Genomic DNA, 22,841 nt, shown 5'->3' with positions numbered 1-22,841 from the left:
TCAGGCCTTCTCGGAGGTGACGCTCTCGGGCACGGCGGCCGGCGAGGCGTCACTCGTACGGCGGCGCCGCAGCGCCCAGAAGACCGCGGACCCGGCGACGACCGTGACGCCCACGCCGATCACCCCGGCGAGCCCGCCGGAGACGCGGGCGTCGGTGACGTCCTTGACCCCGTAGTCGGCCAGCGGGGAGTCCGCGGCGGCGTGGTCCTCGGCCTTCTCGTCGATGCCCTTGTCGTGGGCGACCTTCTCCAGGCCGTCGGGGTCGGCCGAGGCGTAGAAGCTGACGAAGCCCGCGAGGACGAGGGAGGTGACGATGCCCGCGATCCACACCTTGCGGGTGGAGTGGGTGGACCGGGGGGAGCCGTCGGAGCGGGCGGCGACCGGCGTCGGCTCGGCGCCCGGCGCGTCCACCAGTTCCCCGCCGACGCGCAGCTTCAGCGGCTGGGTCAGGCCGCGGGCCCCGTACACGAGGTCAGGGCGTACGGCGATGACGGCGCCGACGGTGAGCGCGGTGATCGCGGCCTCGCCGATGCCGATGAGGACGTGTACGCCGACCATGGCGGTGGCGACCTTGCCGATGGAGACGTCGGTCGTACCGCCGATGGCGTAGATGAGGGTGAAGGCGACCGCGGCGGCGGGTACGGAGAGCAGCGCGGCGGTGAAGGAGGCGATGGTCACGGAGCGGCGGCCGCGGGGCAGCACCTTCACCAGGCCGCGGAAGACGGCGTAGGCGACGACGGTGGTGACGATCGCCATGTCGGAGATGTTCACCCCGAGCGCGGTGAGGCCGCCGTCCGCGAAGAGCACGCCCTGCATGAGCAGGACGACGGAGACGCAGAGCACCCCGGTGAAGGGCCCGACGAGGATCGCGGCGAGCGCGCCGCCCAGGAGATGTCCGCTGGTCCCGGCCGCGACGGGGAAGTTCAGCATCTGTACGGCGAAGATGAAGGCCGCGACCAGACCGGCGAGCGGCGCGGTCCGTTCGTCCAGCTCCCGCCGCGCGCCCTTGAGGCTGACGGCCACGGCGCCGGCCGCGACGACCCCGGCGGCAGCGGACACCGGGACATTGATGAACCCGTCGGGGACATGCATGAGCTCGCTCCTGGGCAGGGGCCCTGGACAGGGCAGATCGCTCGTGACGCTCGTGAACCGTTCAATGATAGGGCCTTGTTGCAAACGGCTTGCAAGAGCGCTGCGGTCCCGAATCGGCTACGCCCCCCTGCGGCGGATTGCCGGACATATGGGACATTGGTGAGGAAGGGCCCGACGGAGTGCCCGGTGGGAAGAGGAGTTCAGTGATGTCCGCAGTTGAGCAGTACGCACGCGCCCACCTCGTCACGGACTCCTCCGAGGGCCACCGCGCCGTGCCCGTCATGCTCCACTACGACGCGGAGGCCGACCCGCAGGCGGTGCGGATCGGCCTCCCCGGCTCCCCCCACCGGGTCCTCGACCGGCACCTTCTGGAGCAGGGCCTGCGGGCCCCGGTCACGGCCGATGGCGTGCACGTCTGGCCGTGCGGCCGGGTCCAGACCGTCCTGGAGTTCCACGACGGGGACGGGGTGACGGTCGTCCAGTTCGACGCGTCGGCGCTGATCCGCTTCCTACGCCGCACCTACGCGGCCGCCACCCCGGTCACTCGCTAGGGCCGGTCACCCGCTGGGGCCGGTCACCCACTGGGACCGGTCACCCGCTGGGGCCGGACACCCGCTGGGGCCGGTCACCCGCTGGGGCCGGTCACCCGCTGGGGCCGGACCCGGGTACGGGTCTCAGACCCGCACCCGCTCCCGTTCCGCGTCGGCGGACCCGGCGCCCTTCTCCGCCTCCGTACGCAGGCCCTCGCCCTCGACGTCCACGTTCGGCAGCGCGCGGTCCAGCCACTTCGGCAGCCACCACGCCTTCTTGCCGAGCAGCGCGAGCACCGCGGGCACCAGCGCCATGCGGACCACGAACGCGTCGAAGAAGACGGCGATCGCGAGGCCGAAGCCGATCATCTTCACCATCTGCTCGGACGAGCCGATGAAACCGGCGAACACCGCGATCATGATGACCGCCGCCGCCGAGACCACCCGGGCCCCGTGCCGGAACCCGGTCACGATCGCCTGGCCGGGCCGCTCCCCGTGGACGTACGCCTCCCGCATCCGGGTCACGAGGAACACCTCGTAGTCCATCGCGAGGCCGAAGACGACGCCCACCATGAAGATCGGCATCATCGACATGATCGGGCCGGTCTGCTCGACGCCGAAGAGCGAGCCGAGCCAGCCCCACTGGAAGACCGCGACGACCGCGCCGAGGGCCGCGAGGACCGAGAGCAGGAAGCCGAGGGCCGCCTTGAGCGGGACCAGGATCGAGCGGAAGACGATGATCAGGAGCAGGAACGCGAGGCCCACGACCAGCGCCAGATAGGGCAGCAGGGCGTCGTTGAGCTTCTGCGAGACGTCGATGTTCATGGCCGTGGTGCCGGTGACCATGATGTCGGCGCCGGTGTCGGACTTGATCTGCGCGCCGGTGTCGCGGATCGAGTGGACCAGGTCCTCGGTCTCGACGCCGCTGGGCTTGGAGGACGGCACGACGCTGATGATCGCGGTGTCGCCCGCCTTGTTGAGCATCGGCGGGGCGACGGTCAGGACGTCGTCCAGCTTGGCGATCGACGTGCGGATGTCACCGGCCGCGGCCTTCGGGTCGTCGGCGCCTTCGAGGTCACCGACGACCATCAGCGGACCGTTGAAGCCGGGGCCGAACCCGTCGGAGACCAGGTCGTACGCCTTGCGCTGGGTCGTGGACGTCGGCTGCGCGCCGTCGTCCGGCAGGCCGAGCTCGAGCTGCGAGACCGGCAGAGCCGCGGCGCCGAGACCCACGATGCCGACGAGCAGCACGGCGATCGGGCGGCGCACCACGAAGCGGGCCCAGCGGGTGCCCATGTTCTGCTTCGGCTCGCCGCCTTCCGCCGCGGTGGCGGCCTTCTCCGCACCGGCCTTCTCCGCACCGGCCTTCTTCTTGCCGCCGAACAGCCTGCTCTTTTCGCCCATCGGCATGACCCGCTTGCCCGCGTACCCGAGCAGCGCCGGGATGAGCGTGAGGGCGATGAGGACGGCGATGACGACCGTCCCGGCCGCGGCGAAGCCCATCTTGGTGAGCATCGGGATGTTGACCACGGCGAGGCCGACCAGGGCGATGACCACGGTGAGTCCGGCGAAGACGACCGCCGATCCCGCCGTGCCGACGGCGCGGCCCGCCGCTTCCTCGCGGTCGCGGCCGTCGGCGAGTTCGCCGCGGTAGCGCGAGACGATGAAGAGCGCGTAGTCGATGCCGACCGCGAGGCCGATCATCATGGCGAGCGTCGACGTGGTGGTGCCGAGGTCGAGGGCGTTGGCGAGCGCGGTGATCGACGAGACGCCGATGCCGACGCCGATCAGCGCGGTGAGCAGCGGCAGACCGGCCGCGATCAGCGAGCCGAAGGTGATGATGAGGACGACCGCGGCGACCGCGATGCCGATGACCTCGGTGGCCCCGGTCTCGGGCATGGCCTGCAACGCGTCGCCGCCGACCTCGACCGTGAGGCCGGACTCGCGCGCCTGGTCGGTGGTCTTCTCCAGCGCGTCGCGGTCGTCGTCGGTCAGCTCCATCGAGGTGACCTTGTACGAGACGGCGGCGTACGCCGTGGAGCCGTCCTTGCTGACCGTCTTGGCCTTGAAGGGACTGTCCGCGCGGGCCACCTGGTCCGAGCCGGACTTGAGGGCGGCGACGGTCTTGTCGATCTCGGCCTTGTTGGCCTTGTCGGTGACCTTCTCGCCGTCCGGTGCCTTGAAGACGACGCGGGCGCTCGCCCCGTCCGCGCTGGCCTCGGGGGCCCGCTTCTCCAGGAGGTCGAAGGCCTTCTGGGCCTCCGTGCCGGGTATGGAGAAGGAGCTGGAGGCGGCGGTGGGCGCCGACGCGGCGCCGACCCCGGCGAGCGTCAGGAGCGCCACCCAGATCAGGGCGACGAAGTGCCTTCGCCTGAAGGCGAGTTTGCCGAGTTTGTAGAGGAAAGTGGCCACGAGGGCGTACTCCCGGTCAGGTCGTGGTGTCCGGATTGGGCAGGAGGAATCGGCCCGACGACTTGAGCGGCGACGTCAGGTACGGGGTGGTACGGGTGGGTCAGACGCCGAGGGCGGGGAGGATCACGGCGTCGATGTACGCGGCGAGGAAGGCGCGGTCGACCGGGCGGTCCTCGATGAGGTCCCGGGCCGCGAAGCCGCCGACCATCATGTGGACGACGAACTCGAGGGCCGGATTGTCCGCGGCGACTTCGCCGCGCTCCACCGCTCTGCGCAACAGGTCGTTGAGGCCGGTGAGCTCCGGCTCGATGAGCAGGTTCCGCAGCGCCTGGTGCAGTTCGGGGTTGTCGTGGATGGCGCGGAACAGGCCGCGCATCAGCGCGGTGTCCCGCTCCATCTGACAGTCGTCCGAGCGCGCCATCATGGCGTGGATGTCGCCGCGCAGCGTCCCGGTGTCGATGTCTTCCAGGGACGTCGGCTTGTCGTGCCGCAGCGCCTTGGCGATCAGCTCGGGCTTGCTCCCCCACTGGCGGTAGAGGGTGGCCTTGCTGGACCGGGTACGGGCCGCGACGGCGTCCATGGTGAGGGCGTCGTAGCCGACCTCGCGGAGCAGGTCGAGCACGGCCTCGTACAGCTCGGCCTCGCGCTCGGGTGTGATCCTGGTGCGCCGGGTCGTCGCCGTCTCCATCACGATCTGCACCTCCCTGCTCGAAAATCGGAACGAAACGGTTTCGTACGCCACGACTGTACGCGCCCTGCCCAACGAAACGAAACCGTTTCGTACGTGTGCTGCGTCACCCCCACCTTTCACCCCCGGCACGAGTTGCCGCCGCCTCCGGAGCGGAAAAGCATGGTGAGGTGACCGACGCGCGCGACGATGCCCAGGACGACCGCTCCTACCTGCGATTCCCGCACCTCAGCGGCGACCGCCTCTGTTTCGCCGCCGAGGACGACCTGTGGGTGGCCCCCCTCACCCCGGAGAGCTCCCCGGCCGGCCGGGCCTGGCGGCTCACCGTCGACCGGACCAAGGTGAGCCATCCGCGCTTCTCGCCGGACGGCAGCCACATCGCGTACACGACCTGGCGCAGCCTGGACCCGGAGATCCATCTCGCACCGGTGGCGGGCGGCCCCGCGCGCCGCCTGACCTACTGGGGCAGCACCGACACCCGGGTCTGCGGCTGGTCCCCCGACGGCGACATCCTCGCCGTGTCCTCGCACGGCCAGCCCTTCTCGTACTTCTGCTGGGCCTACAGCGTGCCCGTCGACGGCTCCCCCGGCGGCAAGCTGCCCTGGGGGCCGGTCTGGGACATCGCGATCACCGATTCCCTCGCCGACGGCGAGTGCGACCGCAAGACGCTGCTCCTGACCGGCAAGCCGCCGCACGAGCCCGCCGCCTGGAAGCGGTACCGGGGCGGCGCGACGGGCCGCCTGTGGGTGCACGGCGAGCAGATCCTCGCCGACCTCGACGGGCATCTCGACGCCCCGATGTTCGTGTCCGGGCGCATCGCCTTCCTCTCCGACCACGAGGGCGTCGGCAACCTCTACTCCTGCCTGCCCGACGGCACCGACCTGCGGCGCCACACCGACCACGACAGCTTCTACGCCCGGCACGCGGCGTCCGACGGCACCCGTGTCGTCTACCAGTGCGGGGGCGAGATCTGGCTGGTCGACGACCTCGCGCCGGATTCCGTGCCGCGCAGGCTCGACCTGCGGCTCGGCGGGCCGCGGGCCGGGCGGCGGATCTACCAGGTGCCGGCCGCACAGCACCTCGACGCGCTCTCCGTGGATACGACGGGCCGGGCCAGCGCCGTCGTCGTGCGCGGCTCCCTCTACTGGCTCACCCACCGGGACGGCCCCGCCCGCACCATCACCGACACCCCGGGCGTACGGGTCCGCCTCCCCGAGATGCTCGGCACCAGCGGGCAGGTCGCCTACATCACCGACGCCGAGGGCGAGGACGCCGTCGAGATCGCCTCACTGCCGCGGGCCAGCGGCGACCGCGCCCCGCGCAGACTCGCGAGCGGCAGGCTCGGCCGCGTCCAGGAGCTGGTGGCCGACCCCGACGGCAAACGCCTCGCCGTCGCCTCGAACGACGGCCGACTGCTCCTGATCACGGTGTCCGACGGGGCGACGATCGAGGGCTCGGATGGCCCCGAAGGTTCCGCGAGCTCTGAAGGTTCCGAAGGTTCCGAAGGTTCCGAGAGCTCCGAGGGGGCTGAGAGGGCTGAGGGGGCTGAGGGCACCCCCGACAGTCTCCACAACCCCGCCAACGCCGACGGCGACGTCACAGAACTCGTCCGCTCCCGGAACGGCCCCGTCCGCGACCTCGCCTTCTCCCCCGACGGCACCTGGCTCACCTGGTCGCACCCGGGCGTCGGCCGCTCCCTGCGCCAGATCAAGCTGGCCCGCATCGAGGGCCCCTTCGCCCGCACGGTCGTCGACGTCACCAACGGCCGCTTCGAGGACGAGAACCCCGTCTTCACCCGCGACGGCCGCTACCTCGCCTTCCTCTCCTGGCGCGGCTTCGACCCCGTCTACGACGTGCACACCGGCGACCTGTCCTTCCCGCTGGGCTGCCGCCCCTACCTCGTACCGCTGTCGTCGGCGACCCCGTCGCCCTTCGCGCTGCTGCCCGACGGGCGCCCGGCGGCGGGCGGCCTCGACCCGGCCGACGGCGGCGGGGGCTACGGCACCACGACGGTGGAGGTCGAGGGCCTTGAGGCGCGGGTCACGCCGTTCCCGGTCGCCGCATCGAAGTACTCGGCGCTGCAACCCGTCAGCGGCGGCGGCCTGGTCTGGCTGCGCTGGCCGATCTCGGGCGCGCTCGGCGAGACCTTCGCCAACCCGGCCGACACCTCGGGCCGCCCCACCCTCGAACACTTCAGCATCACCAAGACGAAAAAGTCCCAACTCGTCGACCACCTGGACTGGTTCGCGCTCAGCGGCGACGGCACCCGGCTCGTGGTCGTCGACGAGGGCGACCTGAGCGCCGTGCCCTCCACCGAGGTGGGCGACGGCGACACGACCGTCTGGATCGACCTGCGCCGCATCCTGCACGAGGTCGACCCGGCCGCCGAGTGGCGCCAGGCGTATGACGAGGCGGGCCGGATCATCCGCGCCTACTTCTGGGACCCGGGGATGTGCGGCATCGACTGGGACGCGGTGCTCGCCCAGTACCGGCCGCTGGTCGAACGCGTCGCGTCCCCCGACGAGTTCGCGGATCTGCTGCGCGAGGTCCTCGGTGAGCTGGGCACCTCCCACGCGTACGTCTCCGCCGCCCGCCGCAACGAGGGCCCGCCGCACTACCAGCGCGCCATGGGCCTGCTCGGCGCCAACCTCGTGCACCGGGACGAGGGCTGGATGGTCAAGCGGATCCTGCCCGGCGACTCCTCCGACTCCAAGGCCCGCTCGCCGCTGGCCGGTGCGGGCATCAGGGAGGGCGCGATCCTCACGCACATCGACGGCCGCCCGGTCGACCCGGTCACCGGCCCCTACCCCCTCCTCTCGGCGGCGGGCGGCACGACGGTCGAGCTCACCTTCCGGGCGGCGGAGCGCGCGGGGCGCCCCCGCCGGGTCGCGATCGTCCCCCTCGTCAACGAGCGCCCCCTGCGCTATCAGGACTGGGTCGCCAAACGCCGTGAGGTCGTACGGGAGTTGAGCGGCGGCAAGTGCGGCTATCTGCACATCCCCGACATGGGCGGGTCGGGCTGGGCCCAGTTCAACCGCGATCTGCGCCTGGAGGTGGACCGGCCTGCCCTGATCGTGGACGTGCGCGGCAACGCGGGCGGCCACATCAGCGAACTCGTCGTCGAGAAGCTGACGCGGAAGATCATCGGCTGGGACCTGACGCGCAACGCCGAGCCCGTCTCGTACGCGTCGAACGCGCCCCGCGGCCCGGTGGTGGCCCTCGCGGACGAGGCGACGTCGTCGGACGGCGACATGATCACGGCGGCCTTCAAGCTGCTCGGGCTCGGTCCCGTCGTCGGCCAGCGCACCTGGGGCGGCGTGGTCGGCATGACCGGGCGGCACCGGCTCGGTGACGGCACGGTGATCACGGTGCCGATGAACGCGGGCTGGTTCGACGCGTACGGCTGGGGCGTGGAGAACCACGGCGTCGCCCCGGACCTGGACATCCTGCGGACGCCGCTGGACTGGGCGGAGGGACGGCACGCCCAGCTCGACGACGCGGTGCAGCTGGCGCTCGATCTCCTGGAGCAGAATCCGGCGGCCTCGGCACCGGACCGCTCGGACGTCCCGGACCGCCGCCGTCCGCCGCTCCCGCCCCGCTCGTGAGGCCTCACCATGATCGAAATGCGGGTGCTGTCCGCGCGTGTAAATCTGGTCGAGGCCCCATCCCCCCACCCACTACGGGAGTGAAACGCATGGGCATCAAGGACCAGTTCCAGGACAAGGCTCAGGACCTCGCCGACAAGGCCAAGGGCTCGAAGGACCAGGCGAGCGACCGCGCTTCGCAGGGCCAGGACGAGGCGAGCGAGCGTGCCTCGCAAAGCAAGGACGATGCCCAGCGGGCGGCGCAGGAGCAGCAGGACAAGTTCGACCTCGACTACGACGCCTGACGTCTCACTCCGCGCACAGCCTGAACACCAAGAGGCCCCCCGGGACGCCGGGCGGGCCTCTTGCCGTTACCCGTTACGTGTCTCCGGTGCGCCCCGTGGGCCTCCGGTGGCGTCAGACACCGGCCCGCGCCTGCTCGTCCGCTGAGCCGCCCGCGCCGACAAGTCCGGTCGAGACGGTGCCGAGCCGCGGCTCGAAGCGCCGCATCTCCCGCTGGCCCACCGCACCGATGACACCGGGCAGATAGCCGCGGATGCCCTGCATGCCCCGCAGCCACCACTGCGCGTACACATGGCTGGAGCGCCGCTCGATACCGGCGACGATCCGGTCGACCGCCGGGCCCAGCGGATACGTCTTGTTGGACGGCCACGGCAGCCTGGAGCGCAGCTCCCGCATCACGTCGTCCTGGTCCGCGCCCCGCACCATGTCCGTGTCGGTCCAGGACAGATAGCCGACGCCGACCTTGACGCCCTTGTAGCCGACCTCGGCCCGCAGCGCGTGCGCGTACGCCTCGACGCCCGACTTCGACGCGCAGTACGCCGTCATCATCGGCGCCGGGGTGATCGCGGCGAGCGAGGCGATCTGCAGCAGATAGCCGCGGCTCTCCATCAGGACGGGCAGGAAGGCCCGGCCCGTCACCGCGCTGCCGATGAGGTTGACCTCGATGACGCGGCGCCAGGCGTCCGGGTCGGACTCCAGGAAGGGCCCGCCGCTGGCCACGCCCGCGTTGGCGACGACGATGTCGACCTTGCCGAAGCGCTCCTTGACCTCCTGCGCCACCCGCGCCATCGCGACGTGGTCGGTGACGTCCGCGTGCCAGTGCGCCGACTCGGTGTGCAGCCGCTCCGACACCAGCTTCAGCTCGTCCGGCTCCAGGCCGACGAGGGCGACCTTCGCGCCGCGCGCCGACAGCTTGCGGGCGAGCAGTTCACCGACTCCGCGCGCCGCGCCGGTGACGACGGCGACCTGCCCTTCCAGGCTGACCCTGTTCATGCGCCCTCCTTGACCTGTACGTACGTTGCGACGAGTTCGTTGATCCGCGCGGTGACGGCTTCCGGCGCCTCGATGGGCGTCATGTGGCCGACTCCGGCCAGTTCGGTGAGGCCCACGCACTCCGGCAGCGCGGCCGCGATCCGCCGGGCGTGCACGACGGGGGTGAGGCGGTCGGCCGTACCGGCGATGACGGCGGTGGGCGCCTGCAACGCGCCCACCTCTACGTCCAGTTGGAGCGATGCGAGGACGTGCGACCAGCCGTGGCGCACGATCCTCGGGCAGGCGTGCACGATCCGCGCGCACGCGTCGACCCGGTCGGGCGCCGCGCCGGGTCCCATCGTCGCGTACTTCAGGATGCGCCTGGCCAGCGGTGTGACGGGCCCGAGCGGCGCGCGCGAGCCGAGCACCGAGCCGGTGATCCGGGTCCGCACCCGCCCGGCCCGAAGCAACGGCACCACCGTCGCCTCGGCGACGAGCGCCGAACTCCCCGTACTGCAGAGCAGCACCGCGGCGGTGTGCTCGCGCACCCGGTCCCTGCCGCCCGCGGCCATGATCGTCATGCCGCCCATGGAGTGCCCCACGAGCACGGCCTTCTCGCCCGGCCCGAGGGTCGCCGCCAGGACCGCCTCCAGGTCGTCGGCGAGCGCCTGCGTGCTGTATCCGTCGGTGGCCGACGGGGCGGCGCTGCGCCCGTGCCCGCGCTGGTCGTACGCGATGACCCGGTGGCCGGTGGCGAGGGCGCGTATCTGCGCGGCCCAGAAGGCGGTCGAGCAGGTCCAGCCGTGCGCGAGCACCACGGCGGGCGCGCCCTCGGGGCCGTGCACCTCGACGTGGACGCGGGCCCCGTCGGCGGAGACGGCGGTCAGTTCGCGGGTGGCGACGGGCGGCGCGTAGGGCCCGCTCGTCACATGGGTCAGTCGGCTCATGCCCCGGCCTCGACCTTCTTCGTCCCTGACTTCTTCTCCGTACGGGGATCGGGCACGGCCTCCAGCGGCTTCGCGGGCCGCAGCACCTCGTACTCGGAGAGGTCGACCCGGCGGGTGGCCGCCCGGAACTCGGTGGTCGTGCCGGGCCACACGGTGGTGTTGACGCCGTTCTTGTCGAGGTACCAGCTGTTGCAGCCGCCGGTGTTCCACACCGTGCGCTTCATCCGCTCCTGCACCCGGTCGTTCCAGGCGCGCACGGCGTTCGGCCTGGCCGCGAGCGCGGCGGTGCCGCCGAGCACGTTCAACTGCCGCAGGTAGTCCGCCATGTAGTTCAGCTGCGACTCGATCATCAGGATCATGGAGGAGTTCCCGAGCCCGGTGTTCGGGCCGATGATCGTCATCCAGTTGGGGAACCCGGCGGCGGTCGCGCCGCGCAGCGCGTTCATGCCGTCCTTCCAGGTCTCCATGAGCGTGAGGCCCTCGTCACCGACGACCCGGTCGGCGATCGGCATGTCCGTGACGTGGAAACCGGTGCCGAAGATGATCGCGTCGACCTCGGTCTCCGTGCCGTCGGCGGCGATGACGGTGTTGCCCCGCACCTCGGCCAGACCGCTCGCGACGACGTCCACATTGGGCTTGGCCAGCGCCGGGTAGTAGGCGTTGGAGAGCAGGATGCGCTTGCAGCCGATGCGGTACGTGGGCGTCAGCTTGGTCCGCAGCACCGGGTCCTTGATCGCCCGGTACATGTTCCGCTTGGCGATCTGCTCGACCATGCCGAGCTCGTTGGGCCGCTTGGTGAACGCCTGGACCTGCAACTCCCGGATGCCCCACAGGAGTCCGCGCCGGGCCTGCGTGGTGAACGGCAACTGCTTGTGCAGCCAGCGCTCCACGCCGGTGATGGCCCGGTCCGCGCGCGGCATCACCCAGGGGGGCGTGCGCTGGAAGAGGGTGAGCTTGCCGACCTTCTTCTGTATCTCGGGCACGATCTGGATGGCCGAGGCGCCGGTGCCGATCATCGCGACGCGCTTGCCGCTCAGGTCGTAGTCGTGGTCCCAGCGGGCCGAGTGGAAGATCTTGCCGGGGAAGGTGTCGATGCCGGGGATGTCCGGGGTCTTGGGGTCGGAGAGCGGCCCGGTGGCGGAGACGACGACGTCGGCGGTGAGCGTGCCGTTGCTGGTCTCGATCTCCCAGCGCAGCTGTTCGGCGTCCCAGCGCATCAGCTTCACCTCGGTGTCGAGGCGGATGTGCGGGCGCAGCCGGAAGGTGTCGGCGACGTGCTCCAGGTACTCACGGATGCGTTCCTGGCCGGAGAAGGTGCGCGGCCAGTCCGGGTTGGGCGCGAAGGAGAAGGAGTACAGGTGCGAGGGCACGTCGCAGGCGCAGCCCGGATAGCTGTTGTCCCGCCAGGTGCCGCCCACCGCGCCGGCCCGTTCCAGGACGACGAAGTCGGTGATGCCCTCGCGGCGCAGCCGTACGGCGGCCCCGAGGCCACCGAACCCGGATCCGATCACCGCCACCCGTACGTGCTCGTGCTCGCGCCCCTGCTCAGGGCTCCGCTCGCGCTCGGCCATGCCGCCGCCTCCCGAAGTCACGACTCTGCCAGTAACCACTGGCGCAGTTCGGAGCGTAGAACACCCGCGTACTGATGGGTAGGGGTGGGAGCCAGGAAAGTTACCGGCGGTACAACATAGGCTTCTGGCGTGGCAGAGCGAGCGAACCGAGCAGAGCGAGCAGAGCGGCCCGAGGGCGGCGTGGACGGCCGGGTCGGCGAGGGCGGCGAGGGCAGCGAGGGCGGCGTTCGCGAGTACCGCATGGCGGAGCTTGCGCAGGAGGCCGGAATCACCGTGCGCACCGTGCGCTTCTATCGCGAGCGCGGCCTGATCCCGCCGCCGCGCCGCGAGGGCCGCATCGCCTGGTACGACGCGCACCACCTGGCCAGACTCCGCACCATCGCCGCCCTCTTGGAGCGCGGCCACACCCTGAACGGCATCGCCGAACTCTCCGACGCCTTCGACAAGGGCCGCGACGTCGGCGAACTCCTCGGCCTCGGCGAGCCGACCGAGGAGCAGCCGGTCCGCCTCACCCCCGAGGAACTCGCCGACCACTTCGCGGGCGAGGTCACCCCCGAGAACCTCGTCGCCGCCCTCGACCTCGGCTACCTCGGCACCGACGGCGACGAACTGGTCCACATCAGCCGCCGCCTCCTGGACGCGTCATCCACCCTGGTGCGCAAGGGAGTTCCGCTGGCCGCGGTCCTGGAGGCGGGCCAGCGCGTGCGCGAACACGCCGACGCCCTCGCGGAGTTGTTCATCACGGTCATGCGCTCCCATGTCCCCGCCACCGCGGAGGTGGACATCGAGCAGCTGCGCCCGCTCGCCAAGAGCGTGGTGGAGGCGGAACTCTCGATGGCCCTGGACCGCCGCCTCACGCAGTCCTGAGCCGCCTCACGCAGTACTGAGCCGCCTCACGCAGTCCTGAGCCGCCTCACCCAGCCCTGAAGGCCTCACCCAGCCCTGAAGGGCCTCACCGAGGCAGCCACCAACGGGCCTTGTAGATCCCGCCGTCGACATACTTGTAACTGCTCTCGGGCCGGTGCACGCTCACCGTCGTGGTCCACCAGGTCTCGCCGAGCCCGCTCTCCGGCACGGTGGTCACGACCTGCCCGGTGCGCGGGTCGTCCCCGACGGCCTTCACCGACTTCCGCGAGATCGTCTCGTACCCGGCGAAGTCCCGCACGAACTCCCCGCTCCGCTGCTCGTACTGGAAGACCGCGGCGCTGGTCGTCACCCACAGCCGCCCCGGCCGCCCGGCGACCGGGAACAGGTCGTGCCCGCCCGGCGACTTCCCCGGCGTGCCGACCGGCAGGCCCACCGCGGACAGCCGCGTCAGCGTGGGCCGCGCGGGCTTGCCGCCCACCCCGTACGTCACCAACTCGTCGTCACCGAGGGCCCACAACACCTCGCGCGCGGCGTCCCAGTGCAGCGCGTGCGCGCCCTTGAGCTCCGCCTCCGCGTACCGCGAGGCCTGCGACCCCTGCGACGCGGCGTACAGCCGCACCCGCGCGCCGGTGCTGCACGCGACGGCCACATTGCCGTCGGGCAGCAGCTCGGCGCTGTGCGGATTGAACAGATCGTCGCCGGGCCCGATCGCCGTGCCCCAGTACCGCCGGCCCGTCGGGTGCTCGACGACGGCCACGAAACCGAACGACGCGGTGGTCAAGACGTACGTGCGCCGCCGGTGCAGCCGCACCTTCGCCTCGCACGGATACACCCAGCTCACGTCCGGACTCAGGTCCGCGTAGCGCGGGTCGCCGAGCGGCGAGAACTCCCAGCGGACGGCGGACGGGTCGACGGCCGGATCCCAGACCCGGCGGCGCGGATCGAGCACGAGGATCCGCCTGCTCGCCTGCTCGGTCAGCAGAACGGGCGGCGCCCCCGCGAGAACCCCGCCACCGCCACCCTCCGCCCCCGACGCCCCCGCTGCCCGCCCGGCGGGCAGCGCCACCGCGATCCCGGCACCCGCCGCACCCAGCACGACGGCACGTCTCGACGGCACGGCAGACATGAATTCCCCCCGGAGCCCGGTCAGTTGGCCATCAGTTGGCCATCAGTTGGCCATGTGCGCGACCGCAATCTGCCATGCCGTCAGGTCCCGGGACAGCCTTCTACCGGACTTCGTGCCCGTGTCCCGCCGCCGACCACCCCGATGGAGGACGGTCGGAGGTAGGGGGAAAGGTGACCTACAGGTCGTAGACCACCGTCACCGGCGCGTGGTCGCTCCACCGCTCGGCGTGGCTCGCGGCCCGCTCCACGTACGCCTTCACCGCGCGTCCGGCGAGCCCTTCCGTCGCCACGTGGTAGTCGATGCGCCAGCCCGTGTCGTTGTCGAAGGCGCGCCCGCGGTAGGACCACCACGAGTAGGGGCCCTCGACGCCCGGGTGCTGCTGCCGTACGACGTCCTCGTACTCCTCGAAGACCTCGTCGAGCCAGGCGCGCTCCTCGGGCAGGAAGCCGGAGTTCTTCTTGTTGCCCTTCCAGTTCTTGAGGTCGGCCTCTTGGTGGGCGATGTTCCAGTCGCCACACACGACGACGTGCCGCCCCTCCGCGGCCGCCCGCGCCTTGAGCTCCTTGAGGTACACGAGGAACTCCCCCATGAACCGCACCTTCTCGTCCTGCCGCTCGGTGCCGACCTCGCCGGAAGGCAGGTACAGGCTGGCCACGGTGACGCCCGGCAGATCGGCCTCGACGTACCGGCCGCTCCCGTCGAACTCCTCCGACCCGAAGCCGACCCGCACCCGGTCCGGCTCACGGCGCGTGTACAGCGAGACACCCGCGCGCCCCTTGGCGGCGGCGGGCGCGTGCACGACGTGCCACCCCTCGGGGGCCCGCACCTCGTCCGGCAGCTGCTTCTCCTCGGCGCGCACCTCCTGCAGGCACAGCACGTCGGCCGAGGTACCGGCGAGCCACTCCACGAAGCCCTTCTTGGCGGCGGCACGCAGGCCGTTCACATTCACGCTGGTCACAGTGAGCATCCCGGCACGATACCGGCACACTGGACGCTGGATCTCCCACCCGTATCGCATAGAAGTACGATGGAGCGCATGAATATCCAAGCTCATGAGGCCGCCATTCCCGCGCCCGCCCCCGCACCGGCCGGCGCGGCCACCCCCGTCCAGCTGCGCACCGTCACCTTCGCGCACCCCGACGCGGTCCGGCTCAACGACCGCGTCCAGCTCGAATATGCGGAGCGCTACGGCGACGAGGGCGATGTCACGCCCCTCGACCCCACCATGTTCGAGCCGCCCCGCGGGCTCTACCTCATCGCGTACGACGAGCACGGCACCGCCCTCGCGACGGGCGGCTGGCGCCGCATGGACGAGAACGGCGAGGGCTACGAAGACGGCGACGCCGAGCTGAAGCGGATGTACGTCACCCCGGAGGCCCGCGGGCTCGGCCTCGCCCGCCGGATACTCGCGGCGCTGGAGCAGGACGCGAAGGCGGCGGGCCGCGTCCGCATGGTCCTGGAGACCGGCACGAAGCAGCCCGAAGCGATCACGCTCTACGCGTCCAGCGGCTACATACCCGCCCCGGCGAAATTCGGCCACTACCGCTTCGACGACCTGAGCCGCTGCTACGCAAAGGCCCTGTAGTCCAGCCGACCGCCCTTCCCGCAAAGCGCCCTACGCCTCGCACCCTCCGCCGCGCGCCCTCCGCCTCGCACCCTGCCCACACCGCCACCCGCACGGCCACCCGCACCGCCACCCGCGGCCACCCGCACGGCAAAGCCGACGCCGCCCCATCAACCCGCCCCACCGCCACGCCAGCCCCCTTGCACCCCGGGCCGCCCTCCCCTCCGCACCGCCCCCTACCCCCGCACAGCCGACCGCAGATCGAACTCCGCCAGCGCACCGCCCCCCGCCGGATTGCTGAACCGCAGCCCGGCCTTCAGCACCTGCGCCTGGCCCCGCGCGATCGTCAGTCCGAGGCCGAGGCCCACCCCCTTCTCCCCGCACCCGCTCCGGAACCGCTGCGGCCCGCCGGAGAGCAGGGACTCCGGAAAGCCGCCCCCGGAGTCCCGCACCCGCACCACCCCGGCGTCGACCTCGACCGCCACCGGCGCCGCCCCGTGCCGCAGCGCGTTGCTGACCAGGTTGGCGACCACCCGCTCCACCCTCCGGGGGTCGGTCACCACCTCCGCGTCCCGCACCACGTCCACCGTCACACCCGCCGCCCCCGCGGCGCCGGTGGCGGCCGACCTGCGGACCAGCTCCCCGAGGCCGCATGCCTCGGCCGCGACCTGCTCGCCCGCCCCGTCGAGCTGCGCCACCTCGATGACGTCGTCGACCAGCTCCCGCAGCCGCCGCGCGGCCTCGCGCACCAGCTCGGAGGGGCGCCCCGGCGGCAGCAGCCCGGCCGCCGTGACCATCCCGGCCACCGGCGTCCGCAACTCGTGCGCGATGTTCGCCGTCACCTCGCGCTCGGCCTGCAACCGCGCCGCCAACGCGTCGGCCATGGTGTTCACAGCGGCAGCGAGCCGGGTGATCTCATCCTTGCCGCGCAGCGGAAGCCGCGCCGTCAGGTCTCCCTCCGCGATGCGCTGCGCCGGGAACCGCAGGGCGGCAGCGACGGCACGGTGCATATCCCGTTGGACGGCCGCATCCGCCGGATTTCACACACGGAGTTGTCGACGCGGCCTCGCACATGCGGGCAGCGGGCCCACTGACCGCTGCTCGCAGTTGGTTGCCGCGCGAGGCGATGTTGCTGGGCGTGCTGTATGGCACGGTGGCGGTGGCGGGGATTCACGCACTTGTACTGGGGCGATCACCCGATTCATGGTGTTCATGGCTTCAACCCGATGTGCGCAGCCCCCTCTGAAGAAGCGACCGGCTCGACGACCGTGGCGAGCGCGGCCGCGCCGGACGACTTCGGCGGCCCCGGCGCTTGACCCGGGCCTCACCCGCGCGGCAGCGGCGAGCCGAGCAGCCAGTTGCCGGGGGCCTCCGTGTCGGTGCTGAGGTGAAACTCCTCGATGGCGGTGCGGAATTCGTCGTGGGAGATGGTGCCGCTGCCGTTGCGGTCGAGGCGCTGGAAGGCCGCACCGGAGGTGGCCGGGTCGATGCCGAGCGCGTCGTACATACGGACGTATTCGTCAGCGGTGAGTGTGCCGCTCCCATCGGTGTCCAGGGCTCGCATGAGGGCGTCGATGATGGGTATCACCAGGCGTTCGACGGTTTTGGCATCGGCAGCGACGTGGGACCGCATGGCGGTGATGAACTGGGCGGGCGCGATGCGGCCCTGCGCGTCGGCCGCTCCGGCCTCGCCCAGGACATCCCACCAGAGCATGAACGCCTCGCGCAGCGCGCTTTTCTCAGCCTCTTCCGGCGCCACCCGGGCGAACACCTCGCCGAACTCCTGGAAGTCGTCACGGGTCAGATAGCCGTCGCCGTTGCGGTCGAACCAACCGAACAGGGTGGTGAACTTCTGCTCTATGCTGCTCTGCGCCATGGTGGCCTCCTGGAACACCTCTGAACGCGGCGTACGCACACCGCGACGCCGTCCTGCCGCGTGCGCGGCCCATCCGTACGCGCACGGTAGGTGCGTGTCAGCGGTTCGACTAGGTGCATTCCCGGCCGCGTGAACACGTGTGAACCGGAAGTGCGGGAGTGGCAGGTGGCTTCCCACATACCCGGGAGCGCCGTACGCGGCGCTCCTCGCTGGGACCGCCGCAACACCCTCATCGCATGGCCCGATGTCGTCAACGAGCGCCTCGACCAGCTGGTTGCCGCAGGACTCGCCGCTGGCGAGAACCTGGAGTACGTCAGAAGACATGCCAGAGTTCGCGCCCAGATACCCGGCGGCACCAGTCGCGCTTCCGCAACGGGATCTGCGGCCGACCGTGCGCCCTCCGACGGATGTGCCGTCCGCTTGGCACGGCGGAGCGGATCTCGGCGGAAGGCGGCTGGGGTGTCCGAGTTCGAGTTGCTCGACCGGAAGGAAGGCGCCCTGCGCGCCGAGGCGGACATGTTGGACAAGGAGGCTGCGGAGATCCGCCAACAGGGCCGTGACCCTCCTGGCCACGTCCGGGCGGAAGATGCGGGCCCGTGCCATCGCGGAGGCGATCGGCGAGGACGTGTCAACGCCCGCCCGGGTCGAGACCCCCCGGGGCCGTCTTAAGGCCCTGGACACCGAAGGAACACTCGAGGAGGAGCCGCCAGGCGTGTTCTTCATCGCGGCCTCCGGGCGCCCCCACGATTGCGAGCCAGCCCCGGAGCGGACGGCGCGAGAAGGGAGTAACAGAGTCTCCCGCGTCGGCCGAGGAGCCGGTGCGGGGTGGGTCGGCGCCGCCGCAGCCCTACCAAGCAAAACGGCGGTGCCGCCACGCGAGCTGCCATGAGGTGGCTCCGCGCACTGGCAAGCGTAGGCAAGCTGCCCGCCGCCACGTGACCGGAGCCACGAAATCGCCATGTCCGAACGCTTCTTGCGTTCATCCAGGCGCGAATCGAGGCTGTTGCGTCACCCATTTCTTTCGTTTCTGACGGTCTGGGGCCACAGCGAGGCGCCGACGCCGACGCCGAGCCGGGCAACGGTGGCGACGTCGGGCCAGGACCGTAGCTCGCGCGGCGGGGTTCGCCGTTTCATACCGCCGACCATGTAGATGCACTCCTTTACGTGTAGATCGTGACCGACCTCTTCACTGGCTGCTTGACCAGCCAGTGGAGGTGGTCCGTGACGTTGAGTCCGCAGATCTCCGCCCGTATTCGCGATTACCGGCCCAAGCTCCCCGCAGAGCGGTGGGAACCGGTGGCCTCGCACGTGCGGGCCGTGGTCACAGCGGTGGCCCCGGGTTCTGCGACACCGCGCGGCGGCTGCTGTACGTGGTGAGCCGACTGGCGGTGTGGGCGGACTCCGTCGGCCTGCCACGCGATCCGGGGCTGTGGCTGCGGACGGAGACAATCGACCGGTTCGTCCTGGTGAGTTGGCAGCTCTGCGCCGGTGAGCGGAGTTGCTGCCCGGCCGGGCCCGGCTGGACGGCCTCGCTCTGATGGCTCTGACCGCCGGGTGCCCCGGAAACGACGAATTCCCGCCCGATCGAAGTGATCGGACGGGAATTCGTGAACCGTCTACGAGCTAACTCGCGAACGGCCCTGCAGTGGACCTGTGGGGATTTGAACCCCAGACCCCCTCGATGCGAACGAGGTGCGCTACCAGACTGCGCCACAGGCCCTTGCAACGAGTGAAACTCTAGCACCCCCAACCGGGTGCTCGGAAATCCGGTACTGGCTGGTCAGCCAGGGCGACCTCAGGACGCCTCACTCGTTGGCCGCGCGCGGCCGACCGCCGTCCTCGTACTGGTCGAAGAGCGGCGTGCGGCCGCGCTCGCGAGCCCGGCGCGCGGACGCCGCACGGCGCTTGTCGCTGCGACCGCCGTCCGCGTCGGCGCCCTCGGCCCCGTCGATGTCACCCGGCTCCTCGGCCAGCAGCTCCCGGTCGACGGCACGGTCGGCGGCACGCTGATCGACGGCGCGCTCGGCGGACGGCTCCGCCGTGCTGGACCGCGCCGCGCTCCAGGCGTCGGGCGAGCCCAGGTCGACGCTGCCGGTGGCGCGCGGGGCGACCGGCGCGGTCACGTACGTCGGGAGCGGTACTGGGACCGGGTCCCAGCTGTCGCCGCGGCCGGGGCCGCGCTGCCGCTCGCGCTGCTGGTCGATCCACTCGGCGTGGTCGGTCTGCTCGACGAGGGCGCGGCGGTCCGCGGCGAGCGCGGACAGGCCTGTCTCCGTGTCGGCCGCCGGTCCCTCGTCCGCCGCTTCGTCGGCGACGGGCTCCGGGTTCGCGGGCCTGCGCCGCGGCTGCCGCTCGCGAAGCCGCTGCGCCGCGACCTCGGCCCTGCGCCGGTCCATCGTGTAAGTGAAGCGGCGCCGCTCCTGGCCGCGCAGATAGACGATGTACCCGCTCAACAGCGCGGCGGGCGCGGCGGGCGCCCACAGGAAGGCGAGCCCGCCGACGCCTGCGACGACCGCGCCGATCGTGAAGACGAGGAAGAGGAGCACCGTCGTGCGCCGGCGCCGGGCGAGGACCTTCGTGCGCCGGGCGCGCGCGGCGGCTTCCGCCGACGCGGCGCGCTGCGCGGGCGTCGCCCTGGTCGGCGCCTTGGCCCGGGGGGCCGGGACGGAGTCGTGCCGGCGTTCGGGTACGGGTACGGGTACGGGTACGGGTTCCGGTTCGCGCTCGGGGCGTGCCTGCGGTCGAGCCACGGGTTCGGCTCGCTCGGCGGGAACCTGGACTCGCTCCTGGACCCGCTCCTCCCGGGGCTCCGTGCGGTGCCCTCCCGTATCGGATGGAGGCGCGACGAAGGACCGGACGTCCACCGAACCGGTGATGCCGTCCGCTTCGTCGCGCGACTCCCCTTCCTCAGGCGAGCGCGTTTGCAGGTCCTTGGCGTATCGGCGCTCCATGCCCGCCCGTCCGGACAGCAGCCGGATGGCGGTGCTGAAGCGTTCCGTCGGACGGGCTTCGTTCAGCTCGTCCTGCCTACGGAGCCACATCGGCACCAAGTAGGCGGCCCAGGCCCCGACGATGACTGCGTAGATGAGGCCGCTGCTGCTCACGCTCACACGGTAGAGGGGTTTCCGTGAGGCCATCTGCCAATTGAGTCGGTGTGTCGCACGATCTGGCTGATATCTCGAACTTTTTTTGCGACTGATGCGATCAACAGGCCGCCGACAGTGTGAAATTAATGCCTGAGACAAGACTCATACCCGTCTCGGACGGTCGATCGGCGATCAATTTCGAACACATATTTCATTTACGCGGGTCGGGAGCCGCTCTACGCCGTGTTCCGAGGTCGCGCCTGGTGCCAGCGGCGCAACAACCCTTCCGGTACCTCTTCGGTCGTCAGCGCGAAGACAAGATGATCGCGCCACGCGCCGTCGATGTGGAGATAGCGCGGCCGAAGCCCCTCCTCGCGGAATCCGAGTTTCTCCACGACCCGTCGGCTCGGCGTGTTCTCGGGGCGAATACACACCTCGATACGGTGCAGTCCGACCGAGCGGAAGCAGTGGTCGACGGCGAGCGCGACGGCGGTCGGCATGACTCCGCGGCCCGCGACGGACTCGTCGACCCAGTAGCCGACGTGGCCCGAGCACATCGAACCCCAGGTGATCCCGGCGACCGTCAGCTGTCCGACGAGACGGCCCTGGAACTCGATGACGAACGGCAGCATCCGGCCCGCACCGGCCTCCGCGCGCAGGTGGCGGACCATCTGACGGTACGTGGGACGGTGCACGATCGGGCCGCTGGGAGTGGGCGGCGGGATCGTGGCCTCCCAGGGGCGCAGCCAGTCGCGGTTGCGCCGGTTGACCTCGCGCCAGGCCCGCTGGTCACGCAGCTTTATGGGACGGAGGACGACATCGCCGTCTGTCAGCTCGACGGGCCAGGAGGAGCTGTTCAGCTCGCACCCCCGGCAGGGGCGGGATGGTCGCCGCCGCGCAGCTGGTCGACCGCGTGCCGCAGCAGCGGCTCCAGGACGGCGAGACCGTCGCGTACGCCTCCCGTGGAGCCCGGCAGGTTCACGATCAGCGTCCGGCCCGCCACACCGGCGAGTCCGCGCGACAGGACGGCGGTGGGGACCTTGTCCCTGCCGTACGCGCGGATCGCCTCGCCGATGCCCGGGACCTCGTGGTCGATGACGTGGCGAGTGACGTCCGGGGTGCGGTCGGTGGGCGAGATGCCGGTGCCGCCGGTGGTGAGAATGACGTCGTAACCGGCGTCCACACCCGCGCGCAGGGCCGCCTCGACGGGGTCGCCGTCGGGGACGACCTGCGGGCCGTCCACGGCGAAGCCCAGCGCGGCCAGGCCCTCGGCGAGGATCGGGCCGCCCCGGTCGGGGTAGACACCGGCGGCGGCGCGGTTGGAGGCGGTGACGACGAGCGCGCGGTAGGGCGCGGCAGCGCGCGAACCGGCATCGCGGGCCGCCCGGGCTTCGTGGCGCGAACCGGCGTCGCGGGCCGCACCGGCTTCGTGGCGCGAACCGGCATCGCGGGCCGCACCGGCTTCGTGGTGCACCCCCGCATCGCGGGCCGCACCGGCTTCGTGGTGCACCCCCGCATCGCGGGCCGCCCCGGCTTCGTGGCGCGGGCCGGCATCGTGGTGCACCCCGCCGGTCGCTCCCCCTCCGGTCACGTCCCCGCCGGTCGCTTCCGCGCCGGTCACGTCCGCGCCGGTCACGTCCCCGCCGCTCACGCCTCCGCTCCCTCGCGCGTCCAGTGGCCCGACTTGCCGCCGGTCTTCTCCTCGACGCGTACGTCGGTGATGACGGCGCCCTTGTCGACGGCCTTGACCATGTCGACGACCGTGAGGGCCGCGACGCTCACTGCGGTGAGCGCCTCCATCTCGACGCCCGTGCGGTCGGTCGTCTTCACCGTGGCGAGGATCTCGACGGCGTCGTCCGCTACGGAGAGGTCGAGTTTCACTCCGGAGACGGCCAGCGGGTGGCAGAGCGGGATGAGGTCAGGGGTGCGCTTGGCACCCATGATTCCCGCGATCCGCGCGGTGGCCAGGGCGTCGCCCTTGGGTACGCCCTCGCCGCGCAGCAGCTCGATCACGCGTGGCGAGACCCGTACGCGGCCGCTGGCGCGGGCGGTGCGGGCGGTCACGTCCTTGGCCGACACGTCGACCATGCGGGCCGCGCCCGCCTCGTCGATGTGGGTCAGTCGCTGCTGCTCAGGGGCTCCGGGGGTGTCCCCCCGGGAATTCGCGGTCATGTGCTTGGCGCTCCCGGTCCGGGCCCCGCGCGGTGCGGCGCGCGGGCCTGT

Annotated in this window: 20 protein-coding genes and 1 tRNA gene; 6 read left to right on the top strand and 15 right to left on the bottom strand. The window is 71.6% G+C overall.

What is annotated here, in order from left to right; all coding sequences use genetic code 11:
- On the bottom strand, nt 1-1,092 hold the full coding sequence (locus ABZ953_RS21450; RefSeq protein ID WP_361726189.1) for an energy-coupling factor ABC transporter permease: 1,092 nt from the start codon (nt 1,090-1,092) through the stop codon (nt 1-3).
- A 206-nt stretch (nt 1,093-1,298) separates the two neighbouring features.
- Between ABZ953_RS21450 and ABZ953_RS21445 the strand changes: the two genes are divergently transcribed.
- On the top strand, nt 1,299-1,643 hold the full coding sequence (locus ABZ953_RS21445) for an SsgA family sporulation/cell division regulator (protein ID WP_361726186.1): 345 nt from the start codon (nt 1,299-1,301) through the stop codon (nt 1,641-1,643).
- Nucleotides 1,644-1,766: 123 nt separating this feature from the next.
- Here ABZ953_RS21445 and ABZ953_RS21440 read toward each other — a convergent pair whose 3' ends face one another.
- Nucleotides 1,767-4,034, bottom strand: a complete 2,268-nt coding sequence (locus ABZ953_RS21440; RefSeq protein ID WP_361726183.1) for an MMPL family transporter — start codon at nt 4,032-4,034, stop codon at nt 1,767-1,769.
- A 100-nt stretch (nt 4,035-4,134) separates the two neighbouring features.
- Nucleotides 4,135-4,722 carry a TetR/AcrR family transcriptional regulator gene (locus ABZ953_RS21435; protein ID WP_361726180.1) on the bottom strand — a complete coding sequence of 196 codons (588 nt, stop codon included), beginning with the start codon at nt 4,720-4,722 and terminating at the stop codon, nt 4,135-4,137.
- A 170-nt stretch (nt 4,723-4,892) separates the two neighbouring features.
- On the opposite strand from ABZ953_RS21435, the gene ABZ953_RS21430 reads away from it, so the two are divergent.
- Nucleotides 4,893-8,327 (top strand): S41 family peptidase, encoded by a 3,435-nt coding sequence (locus ABZ953_RS21430; protein ID WP_361726177.1) that lies wholly within the window; start codon nt 4,893-4,895, stop codon nt 8,325-8,327.
- Nucleotides 8,328-8,416: 89 nt separating this feature from the next.
- Complete coding sequence (locus tag ABZ953_RS21425) at nt 8,417-8,611, top strand: hypothetical protein (protein WP_361726504.1); 195 nt, start codon at nt 8,417-8,419, stop codon at nt 8,609-8,611.
- A gap of 112 nt (nt 8,612-8,723) precedes the next feature.
- On the opposite strand, the gene ABZ953_RS21420 is transcribed toward ABZ953_RS21425, so the two are convergent.
- Genes ABZ953_RS21420 through ABZ953_RS21410 form a run of 3 tightly spaced genes read right to left on the bottom strand, consistent with a single transcriptional unit; the run spans nt 8,724 to nt 12,099 of the window.
- On the bottom strand, nt 8,724-9,602 hold the full coding sequence (locus tag ABZ953_RS21420) for an SDR family oxidoreductase (RefSeq protein WP_361726174.1): 879 nt from the start codon (nt 9,600-9,602) through the stop codon (nt 8,724-8,726).
- A complete protein-coding gene (locus ABZ953_RS21415; RefSeq protein ID WP_361726171.1) occupies nt 9,599-10,528 on the bottom strand; it encodes an alpha/beta hydrolase in 930 nt (309 codons plus the stop codon). The genes ABZ953_RS21420 and ABZ953_RS21415 overlap by 4 nt, the downstream gene beginning before the upstream one ends.
- Nucleotides 10,525-12,099, bottom strand: a complete 1,575-nt coding sequence (locus tag ABZ953_RS21410) for an NAD(P)/FAD-dependent oxidoreductase (protein WP_361726168.1) — start codon at nt 12,097-12,099, stop codon at nt 10,525-10,527. The genes ABZ953_RS21415 and ABZ953_RS21410 overlap by 4 nt, the downstream gene beginning before the upstream one ends.
- Nucleotides 12,100-12,339: 240 nt before the next feature.
- On the opposite strand from ABZ953_RS21410, the gene ABZ953_RS21405 reads away from it, so the two are divergent.
- A complete protein-coding gene (locus ABZ953_RS21405; protein ID WP_361726503.1) occupies nt 12,340-12,966 on the top strand; it encodes a MerR family transcriptional regulator in 627 nt (208 codons plus the stop codon).
- 85 nt (nt 12,967-13,051) lie between these two features.
- On the opposite strand, the gene ABZ953_RS21400 is transcribed toward ABZ953_RS21405, so the two are convergent.
- Together ABZ953_RS21400 and ABZ953_RS21395 are read right to left on the bottom strand one after the other, a co-directional pair.
- A complete protein-coding gene (locus tag ABZ953_RS21400; protein ID WP_361726165.1) occupies nt 13,052-14,092 on the bottom strand; it encodes a DUF6528 family protein in 1,041 nt (346 codons plus the stop codon).
- 175 nt (nt 14,093-14,267) lie between these two features.
- On the bottom strand, nt 14,268-15,059 hold the full coding sequence (locus tag ABZ953_RS21395) for an exodeoxyribonuclease III (RefSeq protein ID WP_361726163.1): 792 nt from the start codon (nt 15,057-15,059) through the stop codon (nt 14,268-14,270).
- Between the two features lie 69 nt (nt 15,060-15,128).
- Between ABZ953_RS21395 and ABZ953_RS21390 the strand changes: the two genes are divergently transcribed.
- Nucleotides 15,129-15,677: a GNAT family N-acetyltransferase gene (locus ABZ953_RS21390; protein WP_361726160.1), complete on the top strand. Its 549-nt coding sequence runs from the start codon at nt 15,129-15,131 to the stop codon at nt 15,675-15,677.
- Between the two features lie 215 nt (nt 15,678-15,892).
- Here the strand turns inward: ABZ953_RS21390 and ABZ953_RS21385 are convergent, their stop codons facing one another.
- Entirely contained in the window at nt 15,893-16,666 is a 774-nt protein-coding gene (locus ABZ953_RS21385; RefSeq protein WP_361726157.1) for a HAMP domain-containing sensor histidine kinase, read from the bottom strand.
- A 314-nt stretch (nt 16,667-16,980) separates the two neighbouring features.
- The gene (locus ABZ953_RS21380; RefSeq protein ID WP_361726154.1) at nt 16,981-17,532 is read right to left on the bottom strand and encodes an EF-hand domain-containing protein; all 552 of its coding nucleotides are present in this window, start codon (nt 17,530-17,532) and stop codon (nt 16,981-16,983) included.
- Nucleotides 17,533-18,818: 1,286 nt separating this feature from the next.
- Between ABZ953_RS21380 and ABZ953_RS21375 the strand changes: the two genes are divergently transcribed.
- The gene (locus tag ABZ953_RS21375; RefSeq protein ID WP_361726151.1) at nt 18,819-19,070 is read left to right on the top strand and encodes a hypothetical protein; all 252 of its coding nucleotides are present in this window, start codon (nt 18,819-18,821) and stop codon (nt 19,068-19,070) included.
- A gap of 108 nt (nt 19,071-19,178) precedes the next feature.
- Here the strand turns inward: ABZ953_RS21375 and ABZ953_RS21370 are convergent.
- The 5 genes from ABZ953_RS21370 to moaC all read right to left on the bottom strand — a co-directional run bounded on the left by ABZ953_RS21370 (nt 19,179) and on the right by moaC (nt 22,790).
- A tRNA-Ala gene (locus ABZ953_RS21370) sits at nt 19,179-19,252 on the bottom strand.
- Nucleotides 19,253-19,337: 85 nt separating this feature from the next.
- A complete protein-coding gene (gene glpR, locus ABZ953_RS21365) occupies nt 19,338-20,636 on the bottom strand; it encodes a gephyrin-like molybdotransferase receptor GlpR (protein ID WP_361726148.1) in 1,299 nt (432 codons plus the stop codon).
- A gap of 218 nt (nt 20,637-20,854) precedes the next feature.
- Complete coding sequence (locus ABZ953_RS21360; protein ID WP_361726501.1) at nt 20,855-21,478, bottom strand: GNAT family protein; 624 nt, start codon at nt 21,476-21,478, stop codon at nt 20,855-20,857.
- Nucleotides 21,475-22,269 carry a MogA/MoaB family molybdenum cofactor biosynthesis protein gene (locus ABZ953_RS21355; RefSeq protein WP_361726145.1) on the bottom strand — a complete coding sequence of 265 codons (795 nt, stop codon included), beginning with the start codon at nt 22,267-22,269 and terminating at the stop codon, nt 21,475-21,477. The genes ABZ953_RS21360 and ABZ953_RS21355 overlap by 4 nt, the downstream gene beginning before the upstream one ends.
- Nucleotides 22,266-22,790, bottom strand: a complete 525-nt coding sequence (moaC, locus tag ABZ953_RS21350) for a cyclic pyranopterin monophosphate synthase MoaC (RefSeq protein WP_361726142.1) — start codon at nt 22,788-22,790, stop codon at nt 22,266-22,268. Before moaC ends, ABZ953_RS21355 begins: the two co-directional genes overlap by 4 nt.
- Nucleotides 22,791-22,841 lie beyond the last annotated feature (51 nt).

Origin of the sequence: Streptomyces sp. NPDC046465 (assembly GCF_040646035.1) — a bacterium.
Taxonomy (GTDB): Bacteria; Actinomycetota; Actinomycetes; order Streptomycetales; family Streptomycetaceae; genus Streptomyces.
This window is presented reverse-complemented; position numbering and strand designations above follow the sequence as displayed.